The sequence below is a fragment of the Amycolatopsis sp. lyj-346 genome, from assembly GCF_046548975.1.
GTDB lineage: Bacteria > Actinomycetota > Actinomycetes > Mycobacteriales > Pseudonocardiaceae > Amycolatopsis.
This window is the reverse complement of the sequence record NZ_JAJPWT010000019.1, coordinates 106,837-132,451: the sequence shown is the minus strand read 5'-3', so window position 1 is coordinate 132,451 and position 25,615 is coordinate 106,837. Positions and strand designations below refer to the sequence as shown.

General features: G+C 69.4%; 30 protein-coding genes. 26 read left to right on the top strand and 4 right to left on the bottom strand.

All coding sequences use genetic code 11. From position 1 onward, the window contains the following. Positions 1-308: 308 nt before the first annotated feature. Positions 309-1,808 carry a 30S ribosomal protein S1 gene (gene rpsA / locus ACLJQE_RS38480; RefSeq protein ID WP_410644532.1) on the top strand — a complete coding sequence of 500 codons (1,500 nt, stop codon included), beginning with the start codon at positions 309-311 and terminating at the stop codon, positions 1,806-1,808. A gap of 68 nt (positions 1,809-1,876) precedes the next feature. Here the strand turns inward: rpsA and ACLJQE_RS38475 are convergent, their stop codons facing one another. Further along, complete coding sequence (locus tag ACLJQE_RS38475) at positions 1,877-2,491, bottom strand: TetR/AcrR family transcriptional regulator (RefSeq protein WP_410644626.1); 615 nt, start codon at positions 2,489-2,491, stop codon at positions 1,877-1,879. 263 nt (positions 2,492-2,754) lie between these two features. Here ACLJQE_RS38475 and ACLJQE_RS38470 point away from each other — a divergent pair, with 263 nt between their 5' ends. From ACLJQE_RS38470 to ACLJQE_RS38430, 9 genes are all read left to right on the top strand, one after another. Beyond that, entirely contained in the window at positions 2,755-2,991 is a 237-nt protein-coding gene (locus ACLJQE_RS38470) for an OsmC family protein (RefSeq protein ID WP_410644530.1), read from the top strand. A 13-nt stretch (positions 2,992-3,004) separates the two neighbouring features. After that, positions 3,005-4,495 (top strand): recombinase family protein, encoded by a 1,491-nt coding sequence (locus ACLJQE_RS38465; RefSeq protein ID WP_410644528.1) that lies wholly within the window; start codon positions 3,005-3,007, stop codon positions 4,493-4,495. Further along, positions 4,492-4,911 (top strand): hypothetical protein, encoded by a 420-nt coding sequence (locus ACLJQE_RS38460; RefSeq protein ID WP_410644527.1) that lies wholly within the window; start codon positions 4,492-4,494, stop codon positions 4,909-4,911. Before ACLJQE_RS38465 ends, ACLJQE_RS38460 begins: the two co-directional genes overlap by 4 nt. A 160-nt stretch (positions 4,912-5,071) precedes the next feature. Continuing rightward, on the top strand, positions 5,072-5,329 hold the full coding sequence (locus tag ACLJQE_RS38455; RefSeq protein WP_410644526.1) for a hypothetical protein: 258 nt from the start codon (positions 5,072-5,074) through the stop codon (positions 5,327-5,329). Next, positions 5,329-5,517, top strand: coding sequence for a hypothetical protein (locus ACLJQE_RS38450; RefSeq protein WP_410644524.1), 189 nt, complete (start codon positions 5,329-5,331; stop codon positions 5,515-5,517). The genes ACLJQE_RS38455 and ACLJQE_RS38450 overlap by 1 nt, the downstream gene beginning before the upstream one ends. Then, positions 5,514-5,900 (top strand): hypothetical protein, encoded by a 387-nt coding sequence (locus ACLJQE_RS38445; protein ID WP_410644522.1) that lies wholly within the window; start codon positions 5,514-5,516, stop codon positions 5,898-5,900. Before ACLJQE_RS38450 ends, ACLJQE_RS38445 begins: the two co-directional genes overlap by 4 nt. Then, positions 5,897-7,606: a phage/plasmid primase, P4 family gene (locus ACLJQE_RS38440; RefSeq protein WP_410644521.1), complete on the top strand. Its 1,710-nt coding sequence runs from the start codon at positions 5,897-5,899 to the stop codon at positions 7,604-7,606. The genes ACLJQE_RS38445 and ACLJQE_RS38440 overlap by 4 nt, the downstream gene beginning before the upstream one ends. 485 nt (positions 7,607-8,091) lie before the next feature. Further along, a complete protein-coding gene (locus tag ACLJQE_RS38435) occupies positions 8,092-8,616 on the top strand; it encodes a hypothetical protein (protein WP_410644520.1) in 525 nt (174 codons plus the stop codon). 261 nt (positions 8,617-8,877) lie between these two features. After that, positions 8,878-9,441 carry a hypothetical protein gene (locus ACLJQE_RS38430; protein WP_410644519.1) on the top strand — a complete coding sequence of 188 codons (564 nt, stop codon included), beginning with the start codon at positions 8,878-8,880 and terminating at the stop codon, positions 9,439-9,441. Here the strand turns inward: ACLJQE_RS38430 and ACLJQE_RS38425 are convergent. Then, on the bottom strand, positions 9,436-10,035 hold the full coding sequence (locus tag ACLJQE_RS38425; RefSeq protein WP_410644518.1) for a hypothetical protein: 600 nt from the start codon (positions 10,033-10,035) through the stop codon (positions 9,436-9,438). The two genes, ACLJQE_RS38430 and ACLJQE_RS38425, sit on opposite strands and share 6 nt — an antisense overlap. 40 nt (positions 10,036-10,075) lie before the next feature. Between ACLJQE_RS38425 and ACLJQE_RS38420 the strand changes: the two genes are divergently transcribed. Next, a complete protein-coding gene (locus tag ACLJQE_RS38420; protein ID WP_410644517.1) occupies positions 10,076-11,089 on the top strand; it encodes a hypothetical protein in 1,014 nt (337 codons plus the stop codon). 55 nt (positions 11,090-11,144) lie between these two features. Here ACLJQE_RS38420 and ACLJQE_RS38415 read toward each other — a convergent pair whose 3' ends face one another. Continuing rightward, positions 11,145-11,348, bottom strand: coding sequence for a hypothetical protein (locus tag ACLJQE_RS38415; RefSeq protein WP_410644516.1), 204 nt, complete (start codon positions 11,346-11,348; stop codon positions 11,145-11,147). Positions 11,349-11,559: 211 nt separating this feature from the next. On the opposite strand from ACLJQE_RS38415, the gene ACLJQE_RS38410 reads away from it, so the two are divergent. Continuing rightward, on the top strand, positions 11,560-12,153 hold the full coding sequence (locus ACLJQE_RS38410) for a galactosyltransferase-related protein (RefSeq protein ID WP_410644514.1): 594 nt from the start codon (positions 11,560-11,562) through the stop codon (positions 12,151-12,153). Between the two features lie 76 nt (positions 12,154-12,229). Here ACLJQE_RS38410 and ACLJQE_RS38405 read toward each other — a convergent pair whose 3' ends face one another. Further along, positions 12,230-12,433, bottom strand: coding sequence for a hypothetical protein (locus ACLJQE_RS38405; RefSeq protein WP_410644513.1), 204 nt, complete (start codon positions 12,431-12,433; stop codon positions 12,230-12,232). A gap of 71 nt (positions 12,434-12,504) precedes the next feature. Between ACLJQE_RS38405 and ACLJQE_RS38400 the strand changes: the two genes are divergently transcribed. The 14 genes from ACLJQE_RS38400 to ACLJQE_RS38335 all read left to right on the top strand — a co-directional run bounded on the left by ACLJQE_RS38400 (position 12,505) and on the right by ACLJQE_RS38335 (position 25,604). Then, the gene (locus tag ACLJQE_RS38400; protein WP_410644512.1) at positions 12,505-14,010 is read left to right on the top strand and encodes a hypothetical protein; all 1,506 of its coding nucleotides are present in this window, start codon (positions 12,505-12,507) and stop codon (positions 14,008-14,010) included. Beyond that, the gene (locus ACLJQE_RS38395) at positions 14,010-15,530 is read left to right on the top strand and encodes a hypothetical protein (RefSeq protein WP_410644511.1); all 1,521 of its coding nucleotides are present in this window, start codon (positions 14,010-14,012) and stop codon (positions 15,528-15,530) included. The genes ACLJQE_RS38400 and ACLJQE_RS38395 overlap by 1 nt, the downstream gene beginning before the upstream one ends. After that, the gene (locus tag ACLJQE_RS38390) at positions 15,514-16,665 is read left to right on the top strand and encodes a hypothetical protein (protein WP_410644510.1); all 1,152 of its coding nucleotides are present in this window, start codon (positions 15,514-15,516) and stop codon (positions 16,663-16,665) included. The genes ACLJQE_RS38395 and ACLJQE_RS38390 overlap by 17 nt, the downstream gene beginning before the upstream one ends. 35 nt (positions 16,666-16,700) lie before the next feature. Further along, positions 16,701-17,243 carry a phage scaffolding protein gene (locus ACLJQE_RS38385; protein ID WP_410644509.1) on the top strand — a complete coding sequence of 181 codons (543 nt, stop codon included), beginning with the start codon at positions 16,701-16,703 and terminating at the stop codon, positions 17,241-17,243. Between the two features lie 109 nt (positions 17,244-17,352). Further along, on the top strand, positions 17,353-18,285 hold the full coding sequence (locus tag ACLJQE_RS38380; RefSeq protein ID WP_410644508.1) for a phage major capsid protein: 933 nt from the start codon (positions 17,353-17,355) through the stop codon (positions 18,283-18,285). Positions 18,286-18,350: 65 nt separating this feature from the next. Next, complete coding sequence (locus tag ACLJQE_RS38375; RefSeq protein ID WP_410644507.1) at positions 18,351-18,779, top strand: hypothetical protein; 429 nt, start codon at positions 18,351-18,353, stop codon at positions 18,777-18,779. Beyond that, the gene (locus tag ACLJQE_RS38370; RefSeq protein ID WP_410644505.1) at positions 18,779-19,123 is read left to right on the top strand and encodes a hypothetical protein; all 345 of its coding nucleotides are present in this window, start codon (positions 18,779-18,781) and stop codon (positions 19,121-19,123) included. The genes ACLJQE_RS38375 and ACLJQE_RS38370 overlap by 1 nt, the downstream gene beginning before the upstream one ends. A gap of 3 nt (positions 19,124-19,126) precedes the next feature. Further along, a complete protein-coding gene (locus ACLJQE_RS38365) occupies positions 19,127-19,450 on the top strand; it encodes an HK97 gp10 family phage protein (protein WP_410644503.1) in 324 nt (107 codons plus the stop codon). Further along, positions 19,450-19,911, top strand: a complete 462-nt coding sequence (locus ACLJQE_RS38360) for a hypothetical protein (RefSeq protein ID WP_410644501.1) — start codon at positions 19,450-19,452, stop codon at positions 19,909-19,911. The genes ACLJQE_RS38365 and ACLJQE_RS38360 overlap by 1 nt, the downstream gene beginning before the upstream one ends. 58 nt (positions 19,912-19,969) lie before the next feature. Beyond that, complete coding sequence (locus tag ACLJQE_RS38355) at positions 19,970-20,578, top strand: hypothetical protein (protein WP_410644499.1); 609 nt, start codon at positions 19,970-19,972, stop codon at positions 20,576-20,578. A gap of 91 nt (positions 20,579-20,669) precedes the next feature. Continuing rightward, positions 20,670-21,077, top strand: a complete 408-nt coding sequence (locus ACLJQE_RS38350) for a hypothetical protein (RefSeq protein WP_410644497.1) — start codon at positions 20,670-20,672, stop codon at positions 21,075-21,077. Positions 21,078-21,106: 29 nt separating this feature from the next. Next, a complete protein-coding gene (locus ACLJQE_RS38345) occupies positions 21,107-21,430 on the top strand; it encodes a hypothetical protein (RefSeq protein WP_410644495.1) in 324 nt (107 codons plus the stop codon). Positions 21,431-21,448: 18 nt separating this feature from the next. Further along, positions 21,449-24,727 carry a hypothetical protein gene (locus ACLJQE_RS38340; RefSeq protein WP_410644493.1) on the top strand — a complete coding sequence of 1,093 codons (3,279 nt, stop codon included), beginning with the start codon at positions 21,449-21,451 and terminating at the stop codon, positions 24,725-24,727. Between the two features lies 1 nt (position 24,728). Beyond that, entirely contained in the window at positions 24,729-25,604 is an 876-nt protein-coding gene (locus tag ACLJQE_RS38335; protein ID WP_410644491.1) for a phage distal tail protein, read from the top strand. The last annotated feature ends 11 nt before the right edge of the window (positions 25,605-25,615 follow it).

The window sequence follows — 25,615 nt, the reverse complement described above, 5'->3', positions numbered from 1 at the left end:
TGGCCCGCCCGCGTTCACCGCGCGCTCCACCTGCGTCCTCGTGCGTGCGTTTGCTTCCGCGAGGACCTTAGCGAGCCAGGGGGACCCTGATTGTGCCGCCTAGCGGCTGCCGCGTAGGATAAGTGTTAGCGCAGTGGGTTCGCGCTGCCTTCCGCTCAGCTTCTGGTTGGGACTCGGGTCGCGCACCGTATGCGGGGTCATGCCGCGGTCGTTCACTGGTGGACGTTTGCTTGCAGGGTCGCCGCATGCTCCCCATCGCGCCGACAACTGCCAACCCTCGATTCCCATCCACCGGAGCAACCCGCCTAATGACCACCGACACCGCCACCGCCCCGACCGCCCCCACCGGGGCCCCGCAGGTCGCCATCAACGACATCGGGTCGGAGGAAGATTTCCTCGCGGCTATCGACAAGACGATCAAGTACTTCAACGATGGCGACATCGTCGAAGGCACGATCGTCAAGGTCGACCGCGACGAGGTCCTGCTCGACATCGGCTACAAGACCGAGGGTGTCATCCCCTCGCGTGAGCTCTCCATCAAGCACGATGTCGACCCGGCTGAGGTTGTCACCGTCGGCGATGAGGTCGAAGCCCTGGTCCTCCAGAAGGAGGACAAGGAAGGCCGTCTGATCCTGTCCAAGAAGCGCGCGCAGTACGAGCGCGCCTGGGGCACGATCGAGGAGCTCAAGGAGAAGGACGAGCCCGTCAAGGGCACCGTCATCGAGGTCGTCAAGGGCGGCCTCATCCTGGACATCGGCCTGCGCGGCTTCCTCCCCGCGTCCCTGGTCGAGATGCGCCGCGTGCGCGACCTGCAGCCGTACGTCGGCCGCGAGCTCGAGGCGAAGATCATCGAGCTGGACAAGAACCGCAACAACGTGGTCCTGTCCCGCCGCGCCTACCTCGAGCAGACCCAGTCCGAGGTGCGCAGCGAGTTCCTCAACGCGCTCGCCAAGGGCCAGGTCCGCAAGGGCGTCGTGTCGTCCATCGTCAACTTCGGTGCCTTCGTGGACCTGGGTGGCGTCGACGGCCTGGTGCACGTTTCCGAGCTGTCCTGGAAGCACATCGACCACCCGTCCGAGGTCGTCGAGGTCGGCCAGGAGGTCACGGTCGAGGTCCTGGACGTCGACATGGACCGCGAGCGCGTCTCGCTGTCGCTGAAGGCGACCCAGGAAGACCCGTGGCGCCAGTTCGCCCGCACCCACGCGATCGGCCAGATCGTGCCGGGCAAGGTCACCAAGCTGGTTCCGTTCGGTGCGTTCGTGCGCGTCGAAGAGGGCATCGAGGGCCTGGTCCACATCTCCGAGCTGGCCGAGCGCCACGTGGAGATCCCGGAGCAGGTCGTCCAGGTCAACGGCGACGTCATGGTCAAGGTCATCGACATCGACCTCGAGCGCCGTCGCATCTCGCTGTCGCTGAAGCAGGCGAACGAGGGCGTCACGCCGGACACCGAGTTCGACCCGACCCAGTACGGCATGGCCGCCGAGTACGACGCCGAGGGCAACTACATCTACCCCGAAGGCTTCGACCCGGACACCCAGGAGTGGCAGGAAGGCTTCGACAAGCAGCGTGAGGAGTGGGAGCGCCAGTACGCCGAGGCGCACACTCGTTACGAGGCCCACATGAAGCAGGTCGTGAAGGCCGTCGAGGCGGACGCCGAAGCGGCGGCCGACGCGGCGACCGGCATCGAGGGTGGCGCGGAAAGCTACACCTCGGGCTCGGCCCCGGCCGACTCCAAGAGCAGCGGTGGCACCCTCGCCTCCGACGAGCAGCTCGCGGCGCTCCGCGAAAAGCTCTCCGGTGGTGCGTGAGCACCAGCTCGCTGAGCTGAACGAGAACCCCCGGCCCCTCGTGGGCCGGGGGTTCTCGGTTGTCCGGGTCAGGGGTTGCGCAGGCCGAGGCCGGTCATCATGGCGGTGACGCCGTCGCGGTACATCTGTTCGTTCGCCTCGTCGGTCGGCGGGATGAACCAGTCGGGCAGTGGCCGCCGCGAGGCCATCATCAGTTCCGCGCCGACCAGGCCGTGCATGGCCGTCCACAGCCGGTAGGCCGCCGACCGGGCGTCCGCCCCGGGTGGGGAGACCCGCTGGACGCGGGCGATGAACAGGGTGAACGTCGTCCGCAGCACCGCCGACCGCAGCGCCGGGTCCGGGTCGAACCCGGGCACCGGGCGCTCGAACATCAACGCGTAGCGGGTCGGGCTCTCGCGGGCGAAGTGCCGGTACTCCAGCGCGAGGTGCAGCAGGTCCGCGACGCCGTCCTGGCTCGACGGCGGCAGGCCTTCCAGCAGCTCCCGCAACGAGTCGAAGGTGCGTTCGTACAGGGCGTCGAGCAGGCCCGCGCGGCCGCCGAAGCGGGCGTAGACCGAGAGCGTCGACGCGCCGGCCGCCTCGGCCACGCCGCGCACGGTCAGCCCGGGAACCCCGCGGTCCACGAGCACCGACAGCGCCGCGTCGAGGTAGCGCTCCCGGCCGCCCTGGTCGGCCGGGCGCATCGGCAAGTGCCTGGTAGCCACGCGCACCCCCTTTGCGGCAGCCGGGCGCGGACGGCGACCCGGTGACCCACCCGCAGCAGAAGATACGATATCCGCAGCGTCTTGGGAATGCGCCGGATGTCCGGATCGGCGGCGTCCCGTCTCGTGGGCGTCGTCGAAAGGACTTCAAGGCCGATGGACCACCCCGCGCCCGGCACCGTCGTCGTCACCGCGAGTGGCGACGGCACCTACACACAGCAGGTCACGACGGCGTCCCTCTGCGGATGTACGCCGACCGCAAGGGCATCCCGCTGACCCGGGCGACCGTCCGGCTGCGGCACGACCGCATCCACGCCCAGGACTGCGAACGGTGCGAAACCGAGCGCGGCCTGCTCAGCCGGATCAGCCGTGAGATCGAGCTCGAAGGCGACCTCGACGACGATCAGCGCGCCCGGCTCATGCTGATCGCCGACAAGTGCCCGGTGCACCGCACGCTGTCGTCGGAGATAGCTTGGGAGTGATAACTTAGCACACATGGCTCTCACCAGGCAAAACTTCGGTCGTGAGTACCTCCGGATCTCCAAAGACCCCTTCGGCCGGAGCACGAGCACCGATGAGCAGCACGACGAGAACGTCACCGGCGCCGAGCGGTTCGGCATCACGCTCGGGGAGCCGTACTGCGACTCCGACCGCTCGGCCAGCCGGTACGCCCAGCGGGACCGCGAGGACTTCGCGCAGCTGATCGCCGACCTCGAAGCCGACCAGTTCGGCGGCGACCACCTCGTCCTCTGGGAGTCCAGCCGGGGCAGCCGCAAGGTTGGCGAGTGGGCCACCATGCTCGACCTGCTCGAAGAGCGCGGCATCAAGGTGCTGGTCTCCACCCACGGCCGCGTGTACGACCCGGCCAACCCTCGTGACCGGCGTTCCCTGCTGGAGGACGCTGTCGATTCCGAGTACGAGAGCGCGAAGACTTCGACCCGCGGCCGCCGCACCGCGGCCGCGCAGGCGGCGAAGGGGAAGCCGCACGGCCGCCTCGGCTTCGGCTGGACGCGACTGTACGACCCGAAGACCCGCGAGCTGGTCGAGCAGCTGCACCACCCTGACGAGGCCCCGCTGATCGAGGAGCTGTTCAAGCGCCTCGACGCGGGCGTCTCGTTCCGCGCGATCGCAGCTGACTGGGAGGCCCGGGACATCGTCAACGACTCCGGCACGCCGTTCAGCCAGCAGCACCTCCGGCGGCTGGCGATCAACCCGGCCTACGCCGGGCTGCGCGAGCACAACCCGAACCGGAGAGGGAAGCGGCCCGACGCCGGCCCCGCGACCTTGGTGGACGCGACGTGGACCGGCATCGTCAGCAAGGCGCTCTACTACCGCGTCTTCAAGAAGATCACCGACCCCGAGCGGCACACCTCGCGCGACGGCCGAGCCCGGCACCTGCTCTCGCGCATCGCGCGCTGCGACCCTTGCGGCGCCTTCCTGATCATCATCCGAGCCCAGAAGCCGAAGCCGCTCTACTCGTGCCAGAAGCACGGCTGCGCGTCGATCGGCGAGGCCGTGTTGGATGAATGGGCGACGGACGTGATCGTGGGTTGGCTGATGCGTGACGACGTCGCCACCTGGCTGCGGCGCTCTGGCGAGGCCGAGGACGAGGCGCTGGCAAAGATCGCTGACAAGCTGGCCGAGGCACGCGCTGAGCTGGCGAAGCTGCGGGCCGCGCTCAAGTCGGGCGCGATGTCGGTGGAGACGGGGATGATCGTCGAGCCTGGTCTTGTCGAGCGCGTGAAAAACCTTGAGCAGGACGAGAGGGATGCCACCACCCCCAGCGTGCTGCGGCCGCTGGTCGGACTTGGGGAGCGGACGATGGCGGCGTGGCGGGACGAGACGCCGATCGAGGCCAAGCGGGAAGTCGCACGGACGCTGTTCGTGCCGGAGATCCTCGGCGAGCTGCGGCTCAAGCCGAATCCGATCCGATACCAGGTGGCGCCGGTCGAGGACCGGGTGACGACGCGGAAGGTGGATGCGTGAGCGAGCCGGAGGATGCACCTTACAACCCGCGTGCAGGGCGGGAGTACGACGCTGAAGTCAAAATCATTTGTGACGATGCTGCCGAAACGCCTAAGCGCAACTGCCTGCACAAGCACCCGATCACCTTTACGTTTCGCCGCATCGTCGATGAGGGGGAGTGGGTCCTGCTCGGGGCCAGGGATACGGCGAACCCTGATGACCTGGTCCGTCGAGGCGGTGATCGAGCGGTCGGTGGCATGTACGCCATGTCCGAAGCTTGGCGCCTCTGGTGTCCTGGGTGCACTCGCGACGCCAGGTTCGGCAGGAGCCAGCTGAGCGAGATGCTCGACGCGCTGGCTGCGGTAGGGAAACGAGAGTTTCCCTTGGCGCTGCTGGAATTGCAGCACAACACGCGACCAAGGTCGCGGCGTCGTTGATCGAGATCGTGTAAAGTCTCAAAGACGTTAGACGCTCCGTCGGAAGCGTGATCCGACCGCAGGCCGTGCGCGTGAAATCAGGCAGGGTGCCTCCGAGCGCTCCTCCCACCTCATGCCCAGGAGGGCTACGGGCGGGTACTTCGAGCTGTCCGGAGTCCCCATGTCCCGTCCTCTCGCGGTCTCTGCCGAGGCAAGGCAAGCGCGTGGCAGGCTGGCTGCCTCTACGCGCGACCACGGCCCCGATCACCCCATCACCTGCGCCGCCCGGCGCGAGTTTCGATCCGAAAAGTACCTCGCGAGCGTCCGCGCCGTCGTTGACGCCGCTCCGCCGATCGACCAGCTCAAGCCGGAACAGCGCGACCGGCTCGCCAGCCTGCTCCGCCCGGTCGTCCGCGCCGCCGAGGGTGGTGCGGCCTGATGACCAACGAAGAGAACGCCGCCCCGGGTGAAGGCCGGGACGGCGTCGAGCGGTTCTCTACCAGCAATGGTGGTCAGCTCCACTCTACGCCACTACGGGTGGTAGGAGGAGTCCTCGACCAGGCGATCGAGCAGTCGATCGCCCGCCATCCCGCCGGCAAGCGGCGCCAGGCAGGTGACCGTCGATGAACACGAACACCGAAGCCTGCATCGGCTGCCGCTGCGAAGCCGAAACCGGGCCCCTGCCCGGCTGGCACCACGACTGTGTCCGCAGCCTGCCCACCCGGCTCACCCTCGCCGAGGATTACCGGACCTTGGTCGAGCTGCGCGGCGAGGGGTTCGAGCGGCCCCTCAAGGCCCACGAACTGGCGGACTTCGCCCTCCAGGACACCCGCATGGAGCGTGAGCGCACCTTCAGCGAGACCTGGGCCGAGATCGAGCCCACCGACGACTTCGGCATGAAGCGGCGCTACTGCGCCACCGACCCCAACCACAACTTCCCCGAGGTCATCACGCTCCAGGGCTGGATGACCACCGACGGCGCGATCGCTCGCAAGTGGGTGACGGCATGACCACGCCGCAGGAGTGGCGCGCCGCCACGGCCAGCCTGCCCATCGACTCGTGGGCAACGCTCGGCAAGCCCAATGCCCTCGCCGACCTCGCCGACCGGCTGCACCTGATCACCGAGCAGGACGACGGCAAGAGCGGCGCCCGCTGGCTGCTGGAGCACCTCGCCTACGCCGGAGTCGACGCCGAGCACTGGGAGAAGCTGCTCGCCCTGCACCCCTACGCCCGGCGGATGCCCAGCCTGTCGCCCGCACAGATCCTCCAGATGCTGCTGCGCGACGTCGAGAGCGGCCGGTCCCTCGACGAGCTGGGCCTCGCCGAACGCATCGTCGTCCAGCGCGGGCCGGATCTCGCGTGGTCCAAGGCGCTCGGCGGCTGGATCTCCTGGGACGGCGCCCGCTGGCGTACCGACGACGGCGACCACCGCGCACAGGGTGCGTCCGTGCGCACCGTGCGTAGCCTCGCCCACGAGGTCGCCGCCGCCGAGGCCCGCGCCAAGGCCGCCAGCGAGGAGGAAGCCGAAGGCGCCGAGAAGTGGGCGGCCGCCGTGCGCCGGTTCCAGCACGAATCACGCAAGGGCCGGGTCATCAACAGCGCGCTGAACCTCTCCCGCTCCGAAGGCCTGGCCGTCCACCCCGAGCTGTTCGACGCCCGGCCCGAGCTGCTGACCGTGGCCAACGGCACCATCGAGCTGGACACCAAGGCCACCCTGCGCGAGCACCGCCGCGTGGACCGGCTCACCCGCGTGGCCGCCGCCAGCTACGACCCCGACGCCTACTCGGCCGAGTGGGAGAAGTTCGTGGAGCACGTGATCCCCGACCCGGAAACGCGGGCCTACGCGCAGAAGCTGGCCGGGTACTCCCTGCTGGGGCGCAACACCAAGCGGCTGATGGTCTTCATGATGGGCCCGACCAGCTCCGGCAAGTCCACCTTCGTCGAGGTCATCGGGGCCGTGCTCGGCGACCACGCCAGCACGTTCAACCTCTCGCTGTTCGCCGCCAAGGAGAGCGACGCGCCCCGCCCCGACGTCGTCGACGCGCTGCCCACGCGCTTCCTGCACACCTCCGAGGCGTCCGACCGCTGGCAGCTCTCGGCCGACCAGATCAAGCGGCTGATCGGCGACGAGACCCAGAGCGCGCGCGGGATGCGATCCGACCAGTTCCTCAAGCGCAAGCCCGCGTTCACGCCGTGGATTGCGACCAACGAGCCGCCGACCATCAACGGCGCCGACAAGCCGCTGTGGCGGCGGCTGGTGGTCGTGCCCTGCGGCGAGAGCGTCGAGCAGTCCAAAGAGGACACCAGCCTGGCCCAGCGGTTCGGCGTTGAGCAGCGAGACGCCGTGCTCGCCTGGCTCATCGACGGCTGGGACGCCTTCCAGGAAGAAGGGCTGGAGATGCCCGACGCCGTCGTCAAAGCCACCCTGGCGCTGCGTGACGGCCTCTCCGTCCTCGACACGTGGATGGCCGAGGAGGCCGAGCAGGACGCCGCGTACACCGCCACCCCCGCCGACCTGTGGGACGCCTTCAGCAACTGGTGCCACCGCTCCGGCGTCTCCCCCGCCGACCGGGGGAACATGGTGGCCTTCGGCAAGAAGCTGTCCGGGAAGGGCATCGGCACCGGCTGGGGCACAGGCAAGCCCCGCCGCCGGGTCCGCACCGGCATCCGCCTCACCGAGGACGCGGCACGGAGCCTGATCAAGGCCGACGACTGAGCACATCCGCCCAGTAGCCCCGCACGCCACACGTGCGGGGCTGTCGGCGTCTCGGGGGTGCACGGCAGGGTGCACGGGTGCACGGATGGTGCACGGATGGGACCGGCTACCCGTGCACCCCTGAAACCGCAGGTCAGAGGCACAATTTGGGGGCAGGGTGCACGGGTGCACAGGTATTTTCCAGTTGGCGGCCATAGGGGGTCTTGATCCACACTCTCTACGGGGGCTACTAACTCGCCGAAACCCGTGCACCCGTGCACCTGGGCCGCCGCACCTGTGCTGACCTGCGGCGATGGGGTGCACGGATGGAGCTTTGGAAGCGTGCATTACCCGTGCACCACCCGTGCACCCGTCCGGCGACGACGGTCTACCCCAGGCCGCGATGTGTGCCGGCCGCCGCTGACACTGGCACCTTGACGTAACCGTCTATCTGCGAAAGCCAGTTACTCTGATCATGAGGAATCAGCCCTGGTCAGGGAGGCCCCGTGTACGAAATCGTTGAGCTGCTCAATCACGTCGTCGCCCGTCAGGCGGTGACCTCTCGGCCGGGAGCGATCGGCACGAAGTCCGGTTTCGGCTCGGCGCCGCCGCTGGACCTGGACGCGCTGGAGCTGCGGGACGAGTTCCTGGCGGCGTTCGGCTCGGAGTACGTCGAGCTGGAGGCGGCGGTCATGAGCCGGATCGAGCGGCCGGCGCGTGTGCCGCTCGGGCTGTGCGCGTGCGGGACGCTGGTCTCCTGCGAGTTCGACCGGGTGGCCGCGGAGTGCCCTGCCTGCGGCGACTGGCTGTCCCGTGCGGAGGCTGTGCACGCGGCGCGGGAGTGGCTGGAGTCGACGTGGCTCACGCCTGCCGAGATCGAGCAGGAGACGCGCAGCTGGGGGACGCCGGTGCGGGCTGGGCGAGTGCGGACGTGGCGCTGGCGCGGCTGGATCGCCCCGGACGGCGCCGGGCGCTACCTCTTGGCGGACGTGCTCCGGCTCATCGACCGCCAGGCCGCCGAGGCTGCATAACCAGCTATCGTCCGACAGTGGTTGACAGGGCCCTGTCGAGTACGTAGCGTCACAAACCAGGGCGGAGCTACGCCTGAATCCCCGTGACCGGACTGCTCGGACCGGAGGGGAGGCACGGTAGCTCCGCCCTTTCGTCTTCCCGGCCCCGCCGACACGCACGACTCCCAAGATGCGGCGCGAGGTTCCGGGACCCACTCCGGTTGAGCGCAGGTGCCGCCGTGCGCCTGCGCTCCCGGTCTTCAGCCGCAGGGGGTGAACGCGATGCCGAACGGCGGCAACCACCACCAAGCCAGCGGCGCCGTCGCCGAGACCGCTGAGCGCCAGGTGCGCGCCTTCGAGTTGAGCCGGGACGGCCACAGCCTCCGCGCGGTCGCAGCGATCATGTCAGCCGAGGGCTCCTCGATCTCGCACGAGACGGTGCGCAAGCTGATCTCGGCCGAGGCGATCGAGCGCGTTGCCGGACCCGCCGAGGAATACCGGGCTGTGCTGCTCGCTCAGCTGGAAGACGCTCGGCGGGTCGTGCTGGCGAAGCTGGAACTGTTGCCAGCGCCCGTTACCGCGGGCAAGGACGGCGAGGTCGTCTACGACCCGGAAACCCACGAGCCCGTGCGCGACCACTCGGCACACCTCGCTGCCGTGGACCGGCTGCTGCGCATCAACGAGCGGGTGGCCAAGCTGACCGGCGCTGACTCGCCGGTGAAGGTCGAAGGCAATCTCAACGCCGTCGTCACCGAAGTGCCGGCCGACGTCGCCGAGCTGCTGCGGCAGGCGCGGGAACGGAACGCCGCTAAGAGGAGCGAGCTGGATACCAGGGACAGTTCATAGGCGTCGAGGTTGCTCCATGCCGGTGCGCTCCCAGAGTCGTCCGTCTGCGTCGCTGAACGAGAAGGTCACGGTCGCTGTGTCGGGGAGCTGTGTCAGTTGGTTCGGCGTTTTCCTGTAAAGGAAGATCCCTGCGTTGGCCTCGTGTGGGTCGACGACTTCGGCGATGAGGCTCGGCAGGGGTATATCAGGCGCTGCGGTAGTGGCCGACTTGTGCATCCATCGGCCTCCCTGAAGCTCTGCGCCGATTCGAGCTTCGATCTTTACGATGGTGACGTCTCCGATGAAGCCGCCGCTTCGGTTCACGACCTTGATTGTCGCAGCGCCTCCGTTCTGCGTGGTGTATTCAACGCGGATCAAGCGCGCTTGGATCGCCTCGTTGTCTGACTTCTCAGCGGCGGCGATCGCCCACCCACGCTGTGCGATCCACACCGCGACAGCGGCGGCGACGATCGAACCGATGCCCCCAACCCACTGGCCCCACGCGGACCACCAGTCGGCGCCCTGGTCCAGCACGACGCTCATGACGATCAACAGGATGAACGCGAGCGCGAGTACGGCGCCGAGGTAGCGCACATCGATCTTTCCAAATCGCATGCCGCGAAGTATCGCGCATCTGTTGTGACCAGGAGGGGCGATGCGGATCTTCATGTGGGTGGCTGACTACTCCGGCTGCGGCTTCTACCGCTGCCTACTACCCGGCTCCGAGCTGGCGAAGCGCGGCCACGACGTGATGGCCGACGGCCGCGTAGTGCCGAACGAGGTGAAGAACGGCGACTGCGACGTGGTCGTGGGCCAGCGGATCTGCAACGAGGGCGCGACGGTGACGTGGCAGAAGCTCGCGCGCGCCGGCCACGCCAAGCTCGTATTCGAGACCGACGACCTGCTGTCCGACGTGGATCCGTCCAACCGGCAGGCCGCGCGGTTCTACGACGCCGAGACGGTCGAGCGGTACCACCGCAACATGGCCGTGGCCGACGTGATCACCGTGACCACGGACCGGCTCGCTGACCACGCCCGGTCGATCAACACGACCGCCGAGATCGTCGTGCTGCCGAACCAGGTGCCGGGCTGGCTGCTCGACCACGAGAAGCCCGCGGCCCCGAACCCGGAGCTGGTGACGATCGGCTGGCGCGGCGGGGCATCGCACCAGCGGGACTTCGGTGAGCTGGCCCGGCCGCTGCGCCGGTTCCTCCAGCACCCAGACCACCGGGACCGGGCGGAGCTGCACTGCATGGGCGCCCCGTACCAGGAGCGCGTCCGCAGCAACCACAGCCGCACCCGGTGGACCGGCTGGCACGAGTCCGTCAGCGACTTCCTGCGCGCCGTGGACTTCGACCTGGCCGTGATCCCGCTGCGCCCGTCGATCTTCAACGAAGCGAAGTCCGACCTGGCGCTGGTGGAGATGTCCGCGCTCGGCATCCCGGCGATCGTCTCGGGCTTCCCCGGCTCGCCGTACCGCGTGCTCTCCGGCTACGGCCGCCCGATCGCGCACCTGGCCAGCAAGGGCAGCGACTGGACCGAGCACTTGCGCTACCTGGTGGACGACGCCGAGGCGCGCGAGCAGCTCGGCAAGGAGGCTCGCGAGTGGGCGGCTGGCCGAACGATCGAGGCGAACATCCACCGCTGGGAGAAGGCGTACAGCGAGTGATTCCGAGAGCGACGCCATGTCGGTCGGCCGCCGGTACCGCTGCGTCGTGCTGAGCTTACGCGGCCTCGTGTTCGGTCTTGGCCTTCGAGGATTCCGTGTTTTCGGCGTAGAGCCAGCGACCGTCCGCGAAGGCGGCGATGGCGTGCGCGTCCCGGGCCGCGCTGTCGTAGACGGACAGGATGCCGGTCTGGCCCACCCTGAAGACCTTCCCGGTTTCGTAGATGTACGTCTTCGCTGCGGTGCGCACGCTGATTGACATCGAGACTCCGTTTCGTCGGTGCCACGTAGATCGAGACGGCTGCGGCCGGTGTTACAGCCCGGCCGACGATCCCGCAGGCAATTCTGTCGCTCGCTACCGGGAACAGGGAGGTCGTATGGCTGTTGTGATGGCTCCGCTTGAGGTGCGTCGGCGCTCGGGCAGCCGGACCGCGGTCATCGTCCCTTTCGGACGCCCGGCCGGTGAGGCTGGCATGATCCGCGAAGGCGTGTGGCGCCGCTTACGCGCCGAGTGGGAGCGCAGCGGCTGCGACCTGATCGTGGCCGCCGACCCGGCGTTCGCAGCGCGCGGGAAGTTCTCCGTGTCGCGGGCGATCAACAACGCGGTGCGCGTCGCCCCGGCTGAGTACGACCGCTTCGTGTGCTTCGGCGCCGACATGGCGCCCTGCCCTGCGACGGTGGCGTGGGCAGACGCCGAGCTGGACGTCCAGCCGTGGACGCTGCTGTTCGACCGCGGCACCTCGGTCGGCGAGGCGGCGACCAAGGGCTGGGTAGTGGCCGGCCACTGGGGCAGCCCGCCCGAGCCGGAGCTGTTTGCGTCGCCGTGCGTCGGCCCGATCGCCTTCACGCGCAAGACGTTCGACCGCGTCGGCGGGTTCGACGAGCGGTATGAGGGGTGGGCTTACGAAGACGTCGACTTCTGGTATCGGCTCCAGCGCGACGTCCCGCGCACCGCGCCGCAGACTTACCCGGGCACGCCGCTGGTCCAGTTTTGGCACCCGCAGACGCACCATGACCTGTCGGCGGACAACCCGAACGTCCGACTGTTCTCGGAGACGTGGGGGTAGCGGCTCGCCACCGGAGGCGGCGAGAGCCCTCGGCCGAGGCCCGCGCACGGGCACGACGCGGAGGGCATCCAGCCGATCAGGCGATGCCAGGCGGTTCCGTGGTGTTCTTGTAGCTGCCGACCTCGTGGACGCTGACCCACGTCTTCGGGGCGAAGGTCGAAATCATCTCCGCGTTGCCGTTGCGTTCGGCGTAGATGTTCAAGTGTCCGTCGGTAACGACGTAGCCGTCAGCCTCTTCGAAGGTCAGATCGCCATCGGTTCTCTTGACTTCGATCGCCACAGTTCACTCCTCTGCTCGGCTGGTGCACGTACGTCGCCCGGACGGTGGTGACCGTTACAGGTGGTGAGCCAATGTTCGACCTCGACGCTCACCTGGCCGGGCTCGACGAGCGGCTGCTGGCGCTGCCGGAAGGCCGGCGCGCCCTGACCGAGCTGGACCCCCTGCTGTTCGCCCTGCTCTACCTGCCGCACCACCTGCGGGCCCAGGAGACCAGCGAGCAGATCACGTTCAGCGAAGCCCACTACGAGTGGTGCGAGCTGGCCCAGCGCTACGTCGCGCCGATCAGCGCCTTCGCGCCTGGCGACCTGAGGGACGCGATCATCGCGCCGCGTGGGCTCGGGAAGAGCACGTGGTGGTTCCTGATCTTCCCGATGTGGATGGCCGCGCACGGCCACCGGAGCTTCCTCGCAGCTTTCGCCAACAGCGACACGCAGGCGACGGACCACCTCGGCACGTTCAAGCGGGAGATCGAGACCAACGCACTCCTGCGTCACGACTTCCCGAAGCTCTGCGCTCCGGCCAGGCGTCCATCTGGCGTGTCCATCTCGGACTCGCAGCGGATGTACATCGCTGAGTCCGGCTTCGTGTTCACCGGACGCGGCATCGACTCCCAGGTGCTCGGCCTGAAGATCGGCTCCCGCCGCCCGGACCACATCATCCTCGACGACATCGAGGGGACCGAGGGCAACTACAGCGCCAACCAGAAGGTCTCGCGGCTCAAGACGCTGGTCTCCGGCATCCTGCCGATGAACAACAAGGCGTCGGTGACGATGGCCGGCACCGTCGCGATCCCGGGCGCGATCATCGACGACATCGCCGCGAAGCAGCGTGGCGAGCAGTATCCGGAATGGGTCGACGACGAGCGATTCACGCCGAGGTACTTCGACGTGATCCAGACCGACGAGCACGGCAACGAACGCTCGCTCTGGCCGGAACGCTGGTCAATGGGCTGGATCAACGAGGCCAGGAAGACGCGTGCCTTCCAGTCGCAGATGCGCAACGACCCGATGGCCGCGGACACCGCGTTCTGGACCGGCGAGGACTTCGTCTACCGCGCAGACCTGCCGATCGTGCGGCAGCTGCTGTCGATCGACCCGGCGGTGACGACGAAGGCGAAGAGCGACTTCACCGCGCTGGCCGTGATCGGCGCGACGCTGCCGGGCCCGGACCGCGTGTGCGTGGTGCGGTTCGCCCAGCAGGTGAAGATCCCGCCGGGGGAGAAGCTGCGCCTGCGCGTGCTGGAGATCCTGAACGAGTACCCGGACATCACCGGCGTGGTCGTGGAGACGAACCAGGGCGGCGACACCTGGCTGGCGATCCTGCACGACCTGCCGGTCAAGGTCCGCACCGTCCACCAGGACCGGCCGAAGGAAGTCCGCGCCGGGTCGCTGCTGGCGAAGTACCAGCGCGGCCGCGTCGTCCACGAGCGACGGCTGCACCAGCTCGAAGCCCAGATGCTGAAGTTCCCGCTCGATGCCCATGACGACCTCGTCGACGCCGTCGGCACCGGGGTCGAGGTGTTCCTGAAGACCGATGCCCCGCCGCAGCGGGCGAGCGCACGTGAGGGGGCGGCCTGATGTCGGATCTCGACGACGCGCTGAAGGCGATCGACGACGCCGCGCCCGGCTACGACAAGGCGAAGGCGTACAGCGACGGCCCGGTGGAGGAGGTGTTCACCTCTCGCCGTGTGCGTCGGTTGCTGCGTGACCAGGGCGTCGAGTTCGAGACCCTGCACGGGGACGTGGTCATCGACGCGGTCGCGGACAAGCTGACGGTGGAGGCGATCACCAGCGACACCGAGGCGCGCACGAAGCTGATCGCCGAGGTCGATGAGGCCAACAACATGGCCCAGGTCCGGCCGGCGGTGATGCGCCGGGCGCTCCAGCTCGGCGACAGCTACCTGTCCGCGTGGCCCGTGCTCGACGCCGCGGGCAACCCGGTCAAGGGCAAGGTGCTGATCTCGGTGCACTCGCCGAAGGCGATGCGCGTGCTCTACGACGAGGACGAGCCCGGCACGCCCCGGGTTGCGATCCAGAAGTGGGTCGTCAAGACGCCTGTCGGCGCCAAGCGCACGCGGGTGGACCTGCTCTACGACGACCGGATCGAGCACTACATCTCCCGGGGCGCGCGGTCCAGCAAGGCGGGCGACTTCCAGCCGTACGAGGCCGAGGGCCGCGACGCGGTGGAGGAGAACCCGTACGGCTTCCCGGTCTTCCACTTCCACGGCACCGGCCTGCCGGGCGAGTACGGCACACCGGAGCACAAGTGCTTCTACGGCACGCAGAACAAGCTCCTGAAGCTGGAGATCGGCGACATGGCGGGCGTCGACTTCAACACGCTCCCGCAGCGGCTCGGCCTGCGCGACGCCGGGAAGCCCGGCCCGTCGCCGGTGGACGACCTCGACGAGGACGAGTTCCTCGCCAGCCCGGACGGGCAGCGCACCAGCTCGACGACCGGCGACCGGAAGTCGAAGCTGTCCAGCGAGCCCGGCTCGTTCTGGGACCTGGAGGGCTACCGCGACGTCAAGCAGCTCGACCCGGGCAGCCCGGCTGTGTTCCTCGACCGCCGCGAGGCGTACCTGCGTGAGGGCTCGGTGGTGTCCAAGACGCCGCTGCACCTGTTCGACCGGACCGGGCAGATCCCCAGCGGGGAGAGCCTGAAGACGGCGAACGAGCCGCTGGACAATAAGGCCCGGCGCCGCCGGACGGCGTTCGATCCGACGTGGCGCGGCTTTTACGGCTTCATGCTGAAGATCCTCGGCCAGGAGGACGCCCCGGTGACGCTCACGTGGGCGCCGATCGAGTCGACCGACAAGACCACGAAGCTGAACCAGGCCAAGCAGGAACAGGAAGTCGGCGTGCCAGTCGGCCAGTCGCTGATGGGGCTGGGCTACAAGCCCGACGACGTGAAGCGGTGGCTCGACGACGGCGACGGCGGCCTGCCACAGCGGATCGCCATGGTCGCCCAGCTCGGCGCGGCGGTCGGTGACTTCGCCTCGGCGGTCGCGGCCGGCCTCATGGACCAGGCCACGGTCCAGCAGGTCATCGCGAAGCTGGTCGGCGACGTGACGGGCCCGGACGATGACGGCACCGGCTAGCGTCATCCCGGCCGTCATCGTCGAGCACGACGGCGAAGCCCTGGCCCTGGAGGACGCGGCGGCCCTGGCCGCTGCCGGACCGGTACGGGACGCACTGCGTTCGGCGTTGTCGTGGGCTCACGTGGCCTGGTCGAAGCGGTTCGGCAAGCCCGCGGGCCTGCGGTCCGGCGCGGACTTCGACGCCTACACCGCCGAACTGGCGGCCCGCATCCGGGCCGTGCGGATCGACCCCGCGCCCGTGCTGCTCGACTTTGCGCAGCGGGCCCGGGTGCTCGGCGTCTCGCAGGGCCTTATCGAGGCAGGCGCTCCACAGCGGAATCTCGAGAATCGGCTTCGCGAGGAGACGCGGCGCCACATCGACGAGGCGACGGCGGCGGCCCGGGCGAAGCTGGCGCAGGCGGCCGACCTCGTCGAGGCGCTGGAGCGCGGCAGCTTCAAGACGATCAACCGGCAGCTGGCCGTCGCCGACCAGGCCGGGAACATCGTCGAGCGGGCCGCGCGCACGGTCACCAACGACGAGCTGAACGAGGGCCTGGCCGCCGCTGCCGAGCACGTCGGCGGGCGCCTGGTGTGGATCGCGGAGCGGGACGCCTGCGTGGCGTGCCTGGCGCTGTCCGGCCAGGTCGTCGAGCCTGGTGACGCCTTCGACTGGCGCCTGACCTTCGGGGCGAAGGCGTATCAGCCGAAGGACTACAACGCCGCACGCGAGCCGGTCGACATCGAGCTGGAGCGCCCACCCCGGCATCCGTACTGCCGGTGCCGGGTCTCGCCCTGGCTCGGGCACGACGAGACCGCAGCCTGGCGCGTGACCCACGACTGGGCCGAGGCCATCAAGGATGCTCAGGCCAAGGGCGACCAGATGGCCGTCGACGCTGCCCGGCGGGCCGCTGCGGCGGCCGTGGACTCTGCTGCGTTCGACCTCCCGGCAGCGCTGCGGCGCGAGGCCGAGCGCTCGATCCTGCGCGGCGACGCGCTGCCGACCGAGTCGGAGAACGTCCGCTTGGCCGCCGCCGACCGGCTGCTGGGCCGCATCGGGTCCGGCAAGACCTCTCCCGCGCCCTCGGGGTGGCGGGTGCCTGCGTCGGTGAAGGCGCGGGCCGAACGGGCCGTGAAGCGCGGCCGGTTCACCAGGTAGCCCGCTGGCGGGCGCATTCGAGGAAGGACGCCGTGATGGCGGAGGAGACCACGACGAAGACCACCACCGAGGAGACCAAGCCCGGTCCGGGCACGGAGACCACGGAGGAGTGGAAGCCGCCGACGAAGGCCGAGTGGGAGGCGCGCGAGGCCGAGCTGTCTCGCGTCAACGCCGAGTCCGCCGGCCGTCGCGTGAAGCTCAAGGAGCTGGAGCAGAAGAACGAAACCGACGCCGAGAAGGCGAAGCGGGAGGCGCTGGAGGCCGCGACGGCGCTCTACAAGCCGACCGCGATCAAGGCGTCGGCGAAGTCGGCCCTGCTCGAAGCCGATGCCAAGACGGACCGCGTGGCCGCCTTGGCCGGACTCCTCGACGTGACCAAGCTGGATATCGACGACAAGGGCCAGATCACCGGACTCGACGCCGAGGTGAAGCGCGTCAAGGCTGAGTACCCCGAGTTCTTCAAGGCCGAGGGCGAAGGCGAGAAGCCGCGCCCCGGCAAGCTCACTCCCGGCGGCAAGACCACCGCCGCCACCGAGAAGACCGCGGGCGAGATCATCGCCGCCCGCTACGGCGGCTGATCCAGCTCGCCAGCCACGTTCCAGAGCAGCCCGTGAGGGCATCCAACCGCACCCGTGACGGGGATCGCGGTGCCTTTCCCTGCAATCCCAACAGAAACGGAGGGCCGTCATGGCCGTCGCTTTCACCGGGGCGGGCTGGATCCCGATCGAGACCAACCCCGATGTCATCCAGAAGGTCCAGCAGACCTCGGCCGTGGAGCGCTTCGGTCACCACGTGCCGATGGGCTCGAACACCAAGTACACGCCGCGTTCCGGCGGCGTCGTGCTCGGCCGCTGGGCGAAGTCCACCTCCGCCCCGGCGGACAGCTCGCCGAACGACTCGGTGCTGCTGGCCTCGGACAAGATCGGTGGCAAGGTCACCATCGCCGAGGAGGACATGTCCGACTCGCTGGCGTCCATCGTGGACGCCAAGAGCGTGGACGCGGGCACCTCGTACGCGAAGCTGTTCGACAACGTCTGCCTGGGCATCACGGCGGCGAAGGGGACCAGCGGGTGGCTGTTCGACTCGCTGTACTACATCCTCACGCAGAACGACACGGTCACCGGCTACACCGGCAACGCGAACCTGTCGATCGGCGCCACGGCCGCGACCTACGACAACTTGTCGGCGTCGCTGGGCGTGTACGAGCAGGGCGACTACTTCGACGAGGCCGAGACCGTCATCGTCGCTCACCCTGCGTTCAAGCAGATCCTGCGCGGGATCAAGGACAATTCGGGGTCGCCGATCCTGAACGAGTCGTCCAACGGCACCGCGGGCGGTGGCCAGGGCGGCACGCCGAAGCTGTTCGGCTACGACCTCCAGTGGTCGATGGGCTGCAAGACCAGCGCGGCCGGGTCGCAGGCGCCGACCGGCAAGCCGTTCATCGTGTACGGCAACCGGCAGTACCTCCAGGTCGGTGACCGCAACCCGCTGGCGGTCAACTTCCAGGACAGCGAGACCGGCATCGGCGTCGACACCGACGAGAACGTCCTGTACTTCCGCGCCCGCAAGGCGTTCGCGGTCGGTGCGCCGGGCGCGTTCTCGATGCAGGTCATCGGCTGACGGACGGCATGACGGGGCCGCGCAGCGTGCTGCCTGCGCGGCCCCGAGCCGGGAGGGAGCGGGCCATGCCGGACACCTGGGCGACCGTCGCCGACGTCAAGACCTACGCCAAGGCGACCGTCGACGAGGACGAGTTGCTCTCGGCGCAGGCCGTCATCGACACCTACGCCGGGCGCCTGCCGATGGACGCCGACCGGATCGGCGCCCGGGACAAGTACTGGCTGAAGCTCGCCGTGGCCTACCAGGCCGCCTGGCAGCCCGACCAGCCCGACCAGTTCGAGCGCCAGGACATCACCTCCACCGGCGGAGGCCAGTCGACGCAGGGCACCGAGACCTGGCTGACTCTGGCCCCGCACGCGGCGCAGGCGCTGCGGCGGGTGTCGTGGATCGGCTCCGGCTCGCTGCACGTCCGCGCGCCCGCCGAGACCGTCGACCGCCGCCGCGACGTCTACGGCGACGACGGTGACGACCCGGGCACCTGGCGGACGATCTGATGTGGGCGCGCGCGACGTGCCGGGCGTCGATCTACCGGGGCACCATGCCGTCGGACTTCGGCGACCCGGTGCCGGACAACACCACCCCGGCCGCCACCGGCGTGCTCGCCGCGATTGAGGAGCGCGACTCGCGAGTGTGGGACCCGGCGACGCAGACCGCGCGGGTGGTCCGCGTCGCCAAGGCGGCGATGCCGTCCACCACGGACATCCTCACCGGTGACCGAGTGCGGGACAACACGTACGGCGTGCTGTACCTGGTGCAGAACGTGACCCGCCCGCGCGTGGCCGGCCGCGTCCCGGACGTCCAGCTGGACCTCAAGCGGATCGGCGACGACGGGGGGTGAGCCGTGGCGGAGTACCACGAGGCCCCGGATTGGCGGCAGCAGATCGCCGCCGATGTGCGCGAGCTGTTCGGCCAGCTCGTCGGCGAAGTCCTCGACGACGCAAAGCGCCTGGTCCCGGTCGACACCGGGCACCTGCGTGAGTCGCTGTCGAGCGAGATCAACGGCGACACCGCGCGGATCGGGTCGGACCTGAACTACGCCCTGTATGTCGAGGAGGGCCACCGTGTGGCCTACCGCGGCCCGGACGGCGAGACGGTGTTCACCGGCGACACGGTGCCGCCGCAGCCGTACCTCCGCCCGGCGCTCTACCGCAAACGGGGTGCGTGATGACGGCCTCGTTCCTCTACGCCTCGGACGAGGCGGTGACGTTGGCGTGGCTGGCGCAGCTGGACGGCTTCTCCGCCGGGATGGTGGGGGAGACGCTGCCGCGCGACACCAGCACCTGGGCGGCGTCGGGGTTCGTGACGGTTGCGGTGGCCGGCGGCGACACCGTGCCGGAGTACCGGCTGGAGTCGCCGGTGATGGACGTACGCGGCTGGGCGACCACGCCGGGCATCGACGCGCCACCGTGGAACAAGGCGCGCAACCTCGCGCTGAGCGTGCAGGCGGCGACGTACCGGCGGGAGCCGTGGTTCGTGCCGCTGCCCGCGTGCAGTGAGAACGCCGTCGTGAAGACGGCCTACGTCCTCGGGAAGCCGAGGCGGGCGTACGGCGACTTCGGCGACTACGCCGTGTACGCCCTGGACCTGATGCTGCATTGGGTCCCGGTCGCCAAGAGCACCCCGTGAGGGGAACTGACACCTACCCCTCGGGGCCGACCGGTCCCTGTCCACAGTGGAGTGCCTTATGGCTGACACGAGCGGCCTGGTGCCCGGAAACCTCGTCATGGGTCCGGCCCGGCTGTACATCTGCAAGCTGGCGTTCGACCCGACGCTGAGCTACGAGCCCGCGCTGACCGACGTGAACCTGGCCCCGGCCGCGTCCGCCTGGTACGACACCGGCATCACGCTCGGCGGCACCAACACGAGCGTCAGCCCGACCTGGACGCCGCTGACCGGTGACCAGCTGGTCGACAAGCTCGGCGCTCGGATGACCGACCGCGACATCAAGGCGACGGTGAACTTCGCCGAGATGACCCGCGTGAACCTCAGCTACGCGTGGAACATGACCGCCGGGCCGACCGGCGCGGGCTACGCCGTGTCCGACCTCAACGCCGGGCAGACCGCGAACCGGGCGCCGTACCGGACGCTGCTGGTCGACGGCCTCGGCCCGGACATCACCGACGGCTCGCGGTCGCTGAAGCGCCGGGCGATCCTGCGCAAGGCGCTGCCCTCGGGTGACACGGCATTGAACTGGGAGAAGGCCAACCAGCAGGTGCTCGCGGCCGAGTTCCAGGCGTACTTCGTCTCGGAGTCGATCAGCCCGATCCGGATCATCGACGAAGTCGCCGCCTGACCCACCCCCGACGCAGCCCCGTTCCGTGCGCACCTGACGGCGTGCGGAGCGGGGCTGCCCCATCCCTTTGTCCTGTCAGGAGGACCGCATCATGGCCGCATCCGCGCCCCGCAAGACGACCACCCGCAAGACCACCACGACCCGCAAGCGCGTGGCCGCGAAGCCGTCGGCCGATCTCGGGATCGTGCTCGACGACGCCGCCGCGCAGGCGGAGGTCGAGGAACTAATCGCCGACCGTGAGCCGCTGTTCACCGTCGGCGGCGTCACGCACACGATCCCGAAGCGGGTCCCGCCGTCGTGGTCGGTGAAGGCGTACAACCTCGCTACCGAGCAGGGCGAGGCCGCGGCGCTGGCGTTTGCCGTGGAGAAGCTGCTCACCGGCGAAGCGTGGGACGCGCTGGGCGAGTGCGAGACGGTGACGCCGTCGGCGTGGGAGAAGGTGCTCAACGCCCTGGTGGACCGGATCCTGCCGGATGGGGTGCTGGGCCCAAAAGCCTGACCGACGCCTGGCACGAGCGGCTCTCGGCCGTGGGGTGGTTCTTCGAGCACCTCGACGACGTGCTGAGCGACATGTCGGTCTTCCACCGGGTCGACGAGCTGGACCAGCTACCCGCCGCTGTGTTCCTGCCGCGCATGGTCCGGCTCGCGCTCTACGACGGCGCGGTTCGGCACGCGATGCGCCGAGCGGCCGAGCGGCCTCAACCCGCGCCGACTCCGGCGCCGCAGCAGTCCGGCCAGGCCGAGCCCGCTCCGGTGCGGGCGCATACCGCCGACGAGCTGAAGGCCCTGAATCAGACCCGTGAGTACGGGCCGCTGGGTGTGAATCAGGCCGGGGTCTTCGACTTCGGCTGACCGGGGAGGGGGCACGCGGTGACCGCACCTGGTGGCGATTTCAAGCTGGCCGGCGCCTACGTCGAGGTCCACTTGAAGGACGAGACCTCGGGCGACGAGAAGCGTATCCGCGCGAAGATCGAGGGCGAGCAGCCGGTCAAGTTCGACACCGCGCTGAAGGACCCGCGCAACACCAAGCTCGTCAAGGAGAAGATCGAGCGGGAGACCAAGCCGGTCATCCGCCCGGAAGTCGACGAGAAGTCCACTCGCGACTCCGCGCGTAAGGCGGGCAAGTCTGCCGAGGATGAGCTGGGCCGCTCGGCGAAGCGCGCCAACGCCCAGTTCGACGCCCTGAAGTTCACGGGCCTGTCGGTCGGCCTTCCGGCGGCCGCCGCTGTCGGCGCGGCTGGGACCACGGCGTCGCTGGCGTTGGTGGCCGGTGGCTTCGCCGCGCTCGGCGTGTACGCGGCGCTGTCCTCGGATCGGGTGCAGACGAAGGTCCAGGATCTGTCCAACCACGCCAGCGCCGACCTGCGCGGTCTGTCGGGCGTGCTGGAGAACGAGACGGTTGCCGCCGTCGACTCGGCCGGTCATGCCTGGGACCGGCTGGCCCCGCAGATCCGCGCGGGCGTGGCCGCCTCGGCCCCGGCGGTGCGCGAGCTGTCCGGTGCCGCAACCGACTTCGCCGAGAACGCGATGCCGGGCGTGATCACGGCCGTGAAGGCGTCCGAAGGCCCGCTCAAGGGCTTGCACAGCTTCGCCTCGCAGGCGGGCACCGGGCTGAGCCTGTTCTTCACCAACGCCTCGCAAGGCAGCGAAGGCGCCCGGCAGGGGTTCGTGATCTTCGGCTCGACCGTGGCGCTGCTGGAGGCCCGGCTGGGGACGCTGTTCGCGAACCTGGCCAACGGCAGCGCCGGGCCGCTGTCCTCCCTGCATGTGATCGTCGACCAGGTCACCGGCGGCCTGAACGACATGACCGCGCAGGGCTCGGCGGCCATCGGGTTCCTGTCCGGCTTCACCAGCACGGGCACCGGCACGGTGTCGATGCTGCGGCTGCTGCTGTCGCTGGTCTCCATGCTGCCGCCGCAGGTCGGGCAGTTCGCCGGATCGCTGACCGCTGCCGGAATGATCGCGAGCCGGTTCGGCATCGACGTCGGCGCCGGGTTCAGGGGCATCGGCCAGGACATCAAGGCGGCCGACGGGGTCCGAGGCAAGTTCTTGACCGGCCTCGGCGGGCTCGTCGCCGGGGTTACCCCGGTCACTGCGGCCGTGGGCGTGTTCGGGCTGATTCTTGGTCTGCTCGGGCAGAAGCAGGCGGAGGCCGCCGCGCGGGCCGCGCAGCACACGCAGGCGGTCAACGACATGACCGAGGCGTACCGGCGCGACAACGGCGTCATCGGGGAGAACGTCCGCCAGACCGCGCTCAAGGCGCTGTCGGACAAGAACGCCTACTACTCCAACGACCGCCTCGGCGTGTCGATGGCGACAGTGTCGGCGGCCGGCCTCGGCCAGGCCGACGCGCTGAAGAAGGTCAACGACGGCTTCCACGGATACCTCACCGGCCTGGTGCAGGCGAACCAGCACGGCGGCGACGTCACCGACATGGTGATGCGGCTGTCGGACGCCTACATCAAGCAGGGCGGGTCCGCCGAGGACGTGGTGGACAAGATGACCGCCACCCGCATGGCCTCGCTCGACCTGACCGACGCGCAGAAAGCCGAGCTTGCCACCACCCTCCAGAACGTCCGCGCCATCAACGAGCAGGCCGGTGCATCAGCGGAGGGTGCAAGGCGCGCTGCTGACCTGGAAGCCGGGCTGCGCAAGGTCGAGTCGATCGCGGCGCGGGGCACCACCCCGGCGATGTATGCGGCGAAGGCGGCCACGGCGGATCTGGAGACGGCGTTCGCCGCGCTCAACACCACCGGCGGCGACGTGGCGGCCAAGGGCCAGGCGATCATCGAGGTGATGCTGCGGCTTGCCGGGCAGACGCCCAGCGTAGAAGAGGCGTTGCAGGCGTGGAACGACGACCTGCGCGGCATCTCGGATGCGTTCAAGAGCCTCGACATCAAGAGCCACGCCAAGGACCTGGTCGACGCTTCGGGCTCGATCAACACGGTCACCGAGGCCGGGTCGAAGCTCCAGGACACCGTCCAGAAGGGCGTGACCGACTTCGCCAGCTACGCCCAGTCCTTGAAGGACGCGGGAACCCCGGCGGCGGAGATCACGCCGAAGCTGGCAGCGATGCGCGGCGAGTTCGAGAAGCAGCTGCGCCAGCTCGGGCTCAACGACACGCAGATCGGCAAGATCCTCGACCACTACGGGATGCTCCCGGACAAGGTCGTGACCCAGCTGGGCCTCGAAGGCGACACCGAGACGCAGCAGCAGCTGACCGACATCCAGACCAAGCTCGCGGCGGTGCCGGACGAGAAGGGCATCACGGTCGACACCCTGACCGATCCGGCGATCCGCGCGCTCGGTGAGCTGGGCATGAAGGTCGTGAAGCTGCCGAACGGCAAGTTCGCCGTCTTCGCCGACACCGAGCCCGGCCGGGCCGCCGCACAGCGGCTGCTCGACCAGGTGGGCAGCAGCGATGCCACCGCCACGGTGTTCGCCAACACCAGCCCCGCCGACGGCGCGGTCACCAAGTGGAAGAACGTCACCACGTCCACCGTCGGGAACACCACGACCTACACGAGCACGGACCCGGCGAGCGGGATGGTGCGGCAGTGGAAGGCGACCACCGACGCCACCGGCGCGGTGACGCACACCTACGCCGACATCAATCCGGCCAACGGATCGGTGCGGGTGTGGAAGCAGAACGCCGACGGCACGTGGGCGGAGGTGCACGCTCGGGCCGACGTGGCGTCGGCTGAGGCGTCGCTGAACAACGTGGCCCGCACTCGCACGGCGACGATCAACGTCGGCGTGAACCAGCGGGAGACGATCCGGATCCCCGGCACGAACATCCGGATGAATGCCAAGGGCGGCCTGTACGGGCCGAACGTCGGGTTCGCTCGCGGCGGCTTCCCGGTGCCGTCGATGGCGAATCGGTTCCGGGGCGCGGAGATCGTGACGCCAGGGACGTTCAAGTGGGCCGGGGACGCCAAGGTCCCCGAGGTGTTCATCCCGCTGGAGCCGTCGTCGTCTCGATCGCAGCAGCTGCTCGACGAGGCGAACGCGCGGATGGGTCGCACACCGGCGATGGCCGGCGGGGACGGGGTCGTCAACAACATCACGGTGCACACCGCCGCGATGGAGCCCTACGCGGTCGCGGCGGCGGTGTCGGGCGAACTCGGCTGGGCCATGAGGGGAGCCTGATGTGCCTACCTCGGTGATCCTGCCGACGTACTCGATCGGCGGCTGGTCGGCCAATGTGGACGACGACTACGGCTGCCGGTGGGTGGTGACGAGCCAGACGCTGCACGGCGGTGCCGGCCGGAAGCTGCACGCGACGGAGCGGCCGTTCGGGATGGGCGCGTATCGCGCGCGCTCATACCTGACGGCTCGCTCCGACATCGTGCAGGGCTGGTGCCAGGCGCCGGACTTCGCAGGGGCAGCAGCGGCGCAGGACCGGCTGCGCGGCCTGTTCCCGGACGGCGCACAGCTCGCGCTCGTCAAGGCCGACGGGCTCTCGACGCGGCAGCTGCTGGTCGAGCTGAACTCGGACGCGGTGAAGATCGAGGGCTGGGCTGACGCTCAGGGCTTCGACTGGCAGCTGCCGCTCTACGCCGCAGATCCGCGCTGGCTGGACACGACGGTGCAGACGGCTGGCCCCGTCGTCGTCGGCGGCCCTTCGACGGACGGCCTGGACTGGGGCGGCGGCGGGCTGGACTGGGCCAGCGGCGGGCTGGACTGGGGACTCAGCGGCAACGGTGGCGTGCTGTCGCTGTCGAACGTCGGCACCGCGCCGACGTGGCCGGTCTTCACGATCGCGGGCCCGCTGCTCAACCCGATGTTCACCAACCCCGCCACCGGCGACCAGGTGGCCTACACCGGCACCGTCGAGGCCGGACAGACCCTGGTGATCGACACCAGTCCGTTCACCCGCTCGGTCGCGCTCAACGGTGTCGACCGCTTTGGGTTCCTCGCCTCGGCGCAGTGGATCGAGATCCCGCCGGGCGGCCAGGTGACCGTGCAGTTCTCCGGCACCGGCGCGGGAACCGTCACCGCGACCTGGCAGCACGCCTACAACTGAGAGGGGGCCCG

Excerpts from the sequence above, each read along its gene's own strand:
- rpsA (WP_410644532.1), top strand. The coding sequence starts at position 309 with ATGACCACCGACACCGCCACCGCCCCGACCGCCCCCACCGGGGCCCCG.
- ACLJQE_RS38475 (WP_410644626.1), bottom strand. The coding sequence starts at position 2,491 with ATGCGCCCGGCCGACCAGGGCGGCCGGGAGCGCTACCTCGACGCGGCG.
- ACLJQE_RS38470 (WP_410644530.1), top strand. The coding sequence starts at position 2,755 with ATGTACGCCGACCGCAAGGGCATCCCGCTGACCCGGGCGACCGTCCGG.
- ACLJQE_RS38465 (WP_410644528.1), top strand. The coding sequence starts at position 3,005 with ATGGCTCTCACCAGGCAAAACTTCGGTCGTGAGTACCTCCGGATCTCC.
- ACLJQE_RS38455 (WP_410644526.1), top strand. The coding sequence starts at position 5,072 with ATGTCCCGTCCTCTCGCGGTCTCTGCCGAGGCAAGGCAAGCGCGTGGC.
- ACLJQE_RS38450 (WP_410644524.1), top strand. The coding sequence starts at position 5,329 with ATGACCAACGAAGAGAACGCCGCCCCGGGTGAAGGCCGGGACGGCGTC.
- ACLJQE_RS38445 (WP_410644522.1), top strand. The coding sequence starts at position 5,514 with ATGAACACGAACACCGAAGCCTGCATCGGCTGCCGCTGCGAAGCCGAA.
- ACLJQE_RS38440 (WP_410644521.1), top strand. The coding sequence starts at position 5,897 with ATGACCACGCCGCAGGAGTGGCGCGCCGCCACGGCCAGCCTGCCCATC.
- ACLJQE_RS38430 (WP_410644519.1), top strand. The coding sequence starts at position 8,878 with ATGCCGAACGGCGGCAACCACCACCAAGCCAGCGGCGCCGTCGCCGAG.
- ACLJQE_RS38425 (WP_410644518.1), bottom strand. The coding sequence starts at position 10,035 with ATGCGATTTGGAAAGATCGATGTGCGCTACCTCGGCGCCGTACTCGCG.
- ACLJQE_RS38420 (WP_410644517.1), top strand. The coding sequence starts at position 10,076 with ATGCGGATCTTCATGTGGGTGGCTGACTACTCCGGCTGCGGCTTCTAC.
- ACLJQE_RS38415 (WP_410644516.1), bottom strand. The coding sequence starts at position 11,348 with ATGTCAATCAGCGTGCGCACCGCAGCGAAGACGTACATCTACGAAACC.
- ACLJQE_RS38410 (WP_410644514.1), top strand. The coding sequence starts at position 11,560 with ATGATCCGCGAAGGCGTGTGGCGCCGCTTACGCGCCGAGTGGGAGCGC.
- ACLJQE_RS38400 (WP_410644512.1), top strand. The coding sequence starts at position 12,505 with ATGTTCGACCTCGACGCTCACCTGGCCGGGCTCGACGAGCGGCTGCTG.
- ACLJQE_RS38395 (WP_410644511.1), top strand. The coding sequence starts at position 14,010 with ATGTCGGATCTCGACGACGCGCTGAAGGCGATCGACGACGCCGCGCCC.
- ACLJQE_RS38390 (WP_410644510.1), top strand. The coding sequence starts at position 15,514 with ATGACGGCACCGGCTAGCGTCATCCCGGCCGTCATCGTCGAGCACGAC.
- ACLJQE_RS38385 (WP_410644509.1), top strand. The coding sequence starts at position 16,701 with ATGGCGGAGGAGACCACGACGAAGACCACCACCGAGGAGACCAAGCCC.
- ACLJQE_RS38380 (WP_410644508.1), top strand. The coding sequence starts at position 17,353 with ATGGCCGTCGCTTTCACCGGGGCGGGCTGGATCCCGATCGAGACCAAC.
- ACLJQE_RS38375 (WP_410644507.1), top strand. The coding sequence starts at position 18,351 with ATGCCGGACACCTGGGCGACCGTCGCCGACGTCAAGACCTACGCCAAG.
- ACLJQE_RS38370 (WP_410644505.1), top strand. The coding sequence starts at position 18,779 with ATGTGGGCGCGCGCGACGTGCCGGGCGTCGATCTACCGGGGCACCATG.
- ACLJQE_RS38360 (WP_410644501.1), top strand. The coding sequence starts at position 19,450 with ATGACGGCCTCGTTCCTCTACGCCTCGGACGAGGCGGTGACGTTGGCG.
- ACLJQE_RS38355 (WP_410644499.1), top strand. The coding sequence starts at position 19,970 with ATGGCTGACACGAGCGGCCTGGTGCCCGGAAACCTCGTCATGGGTCCG.
- ACLJQE_RS38350 (WP_410644497.1), top strand. The coding sequence starts at position 20,670 with ATGGCCGCATCCGCGCCCCGCAAGACGACCACCCGCAAGACCACCACG.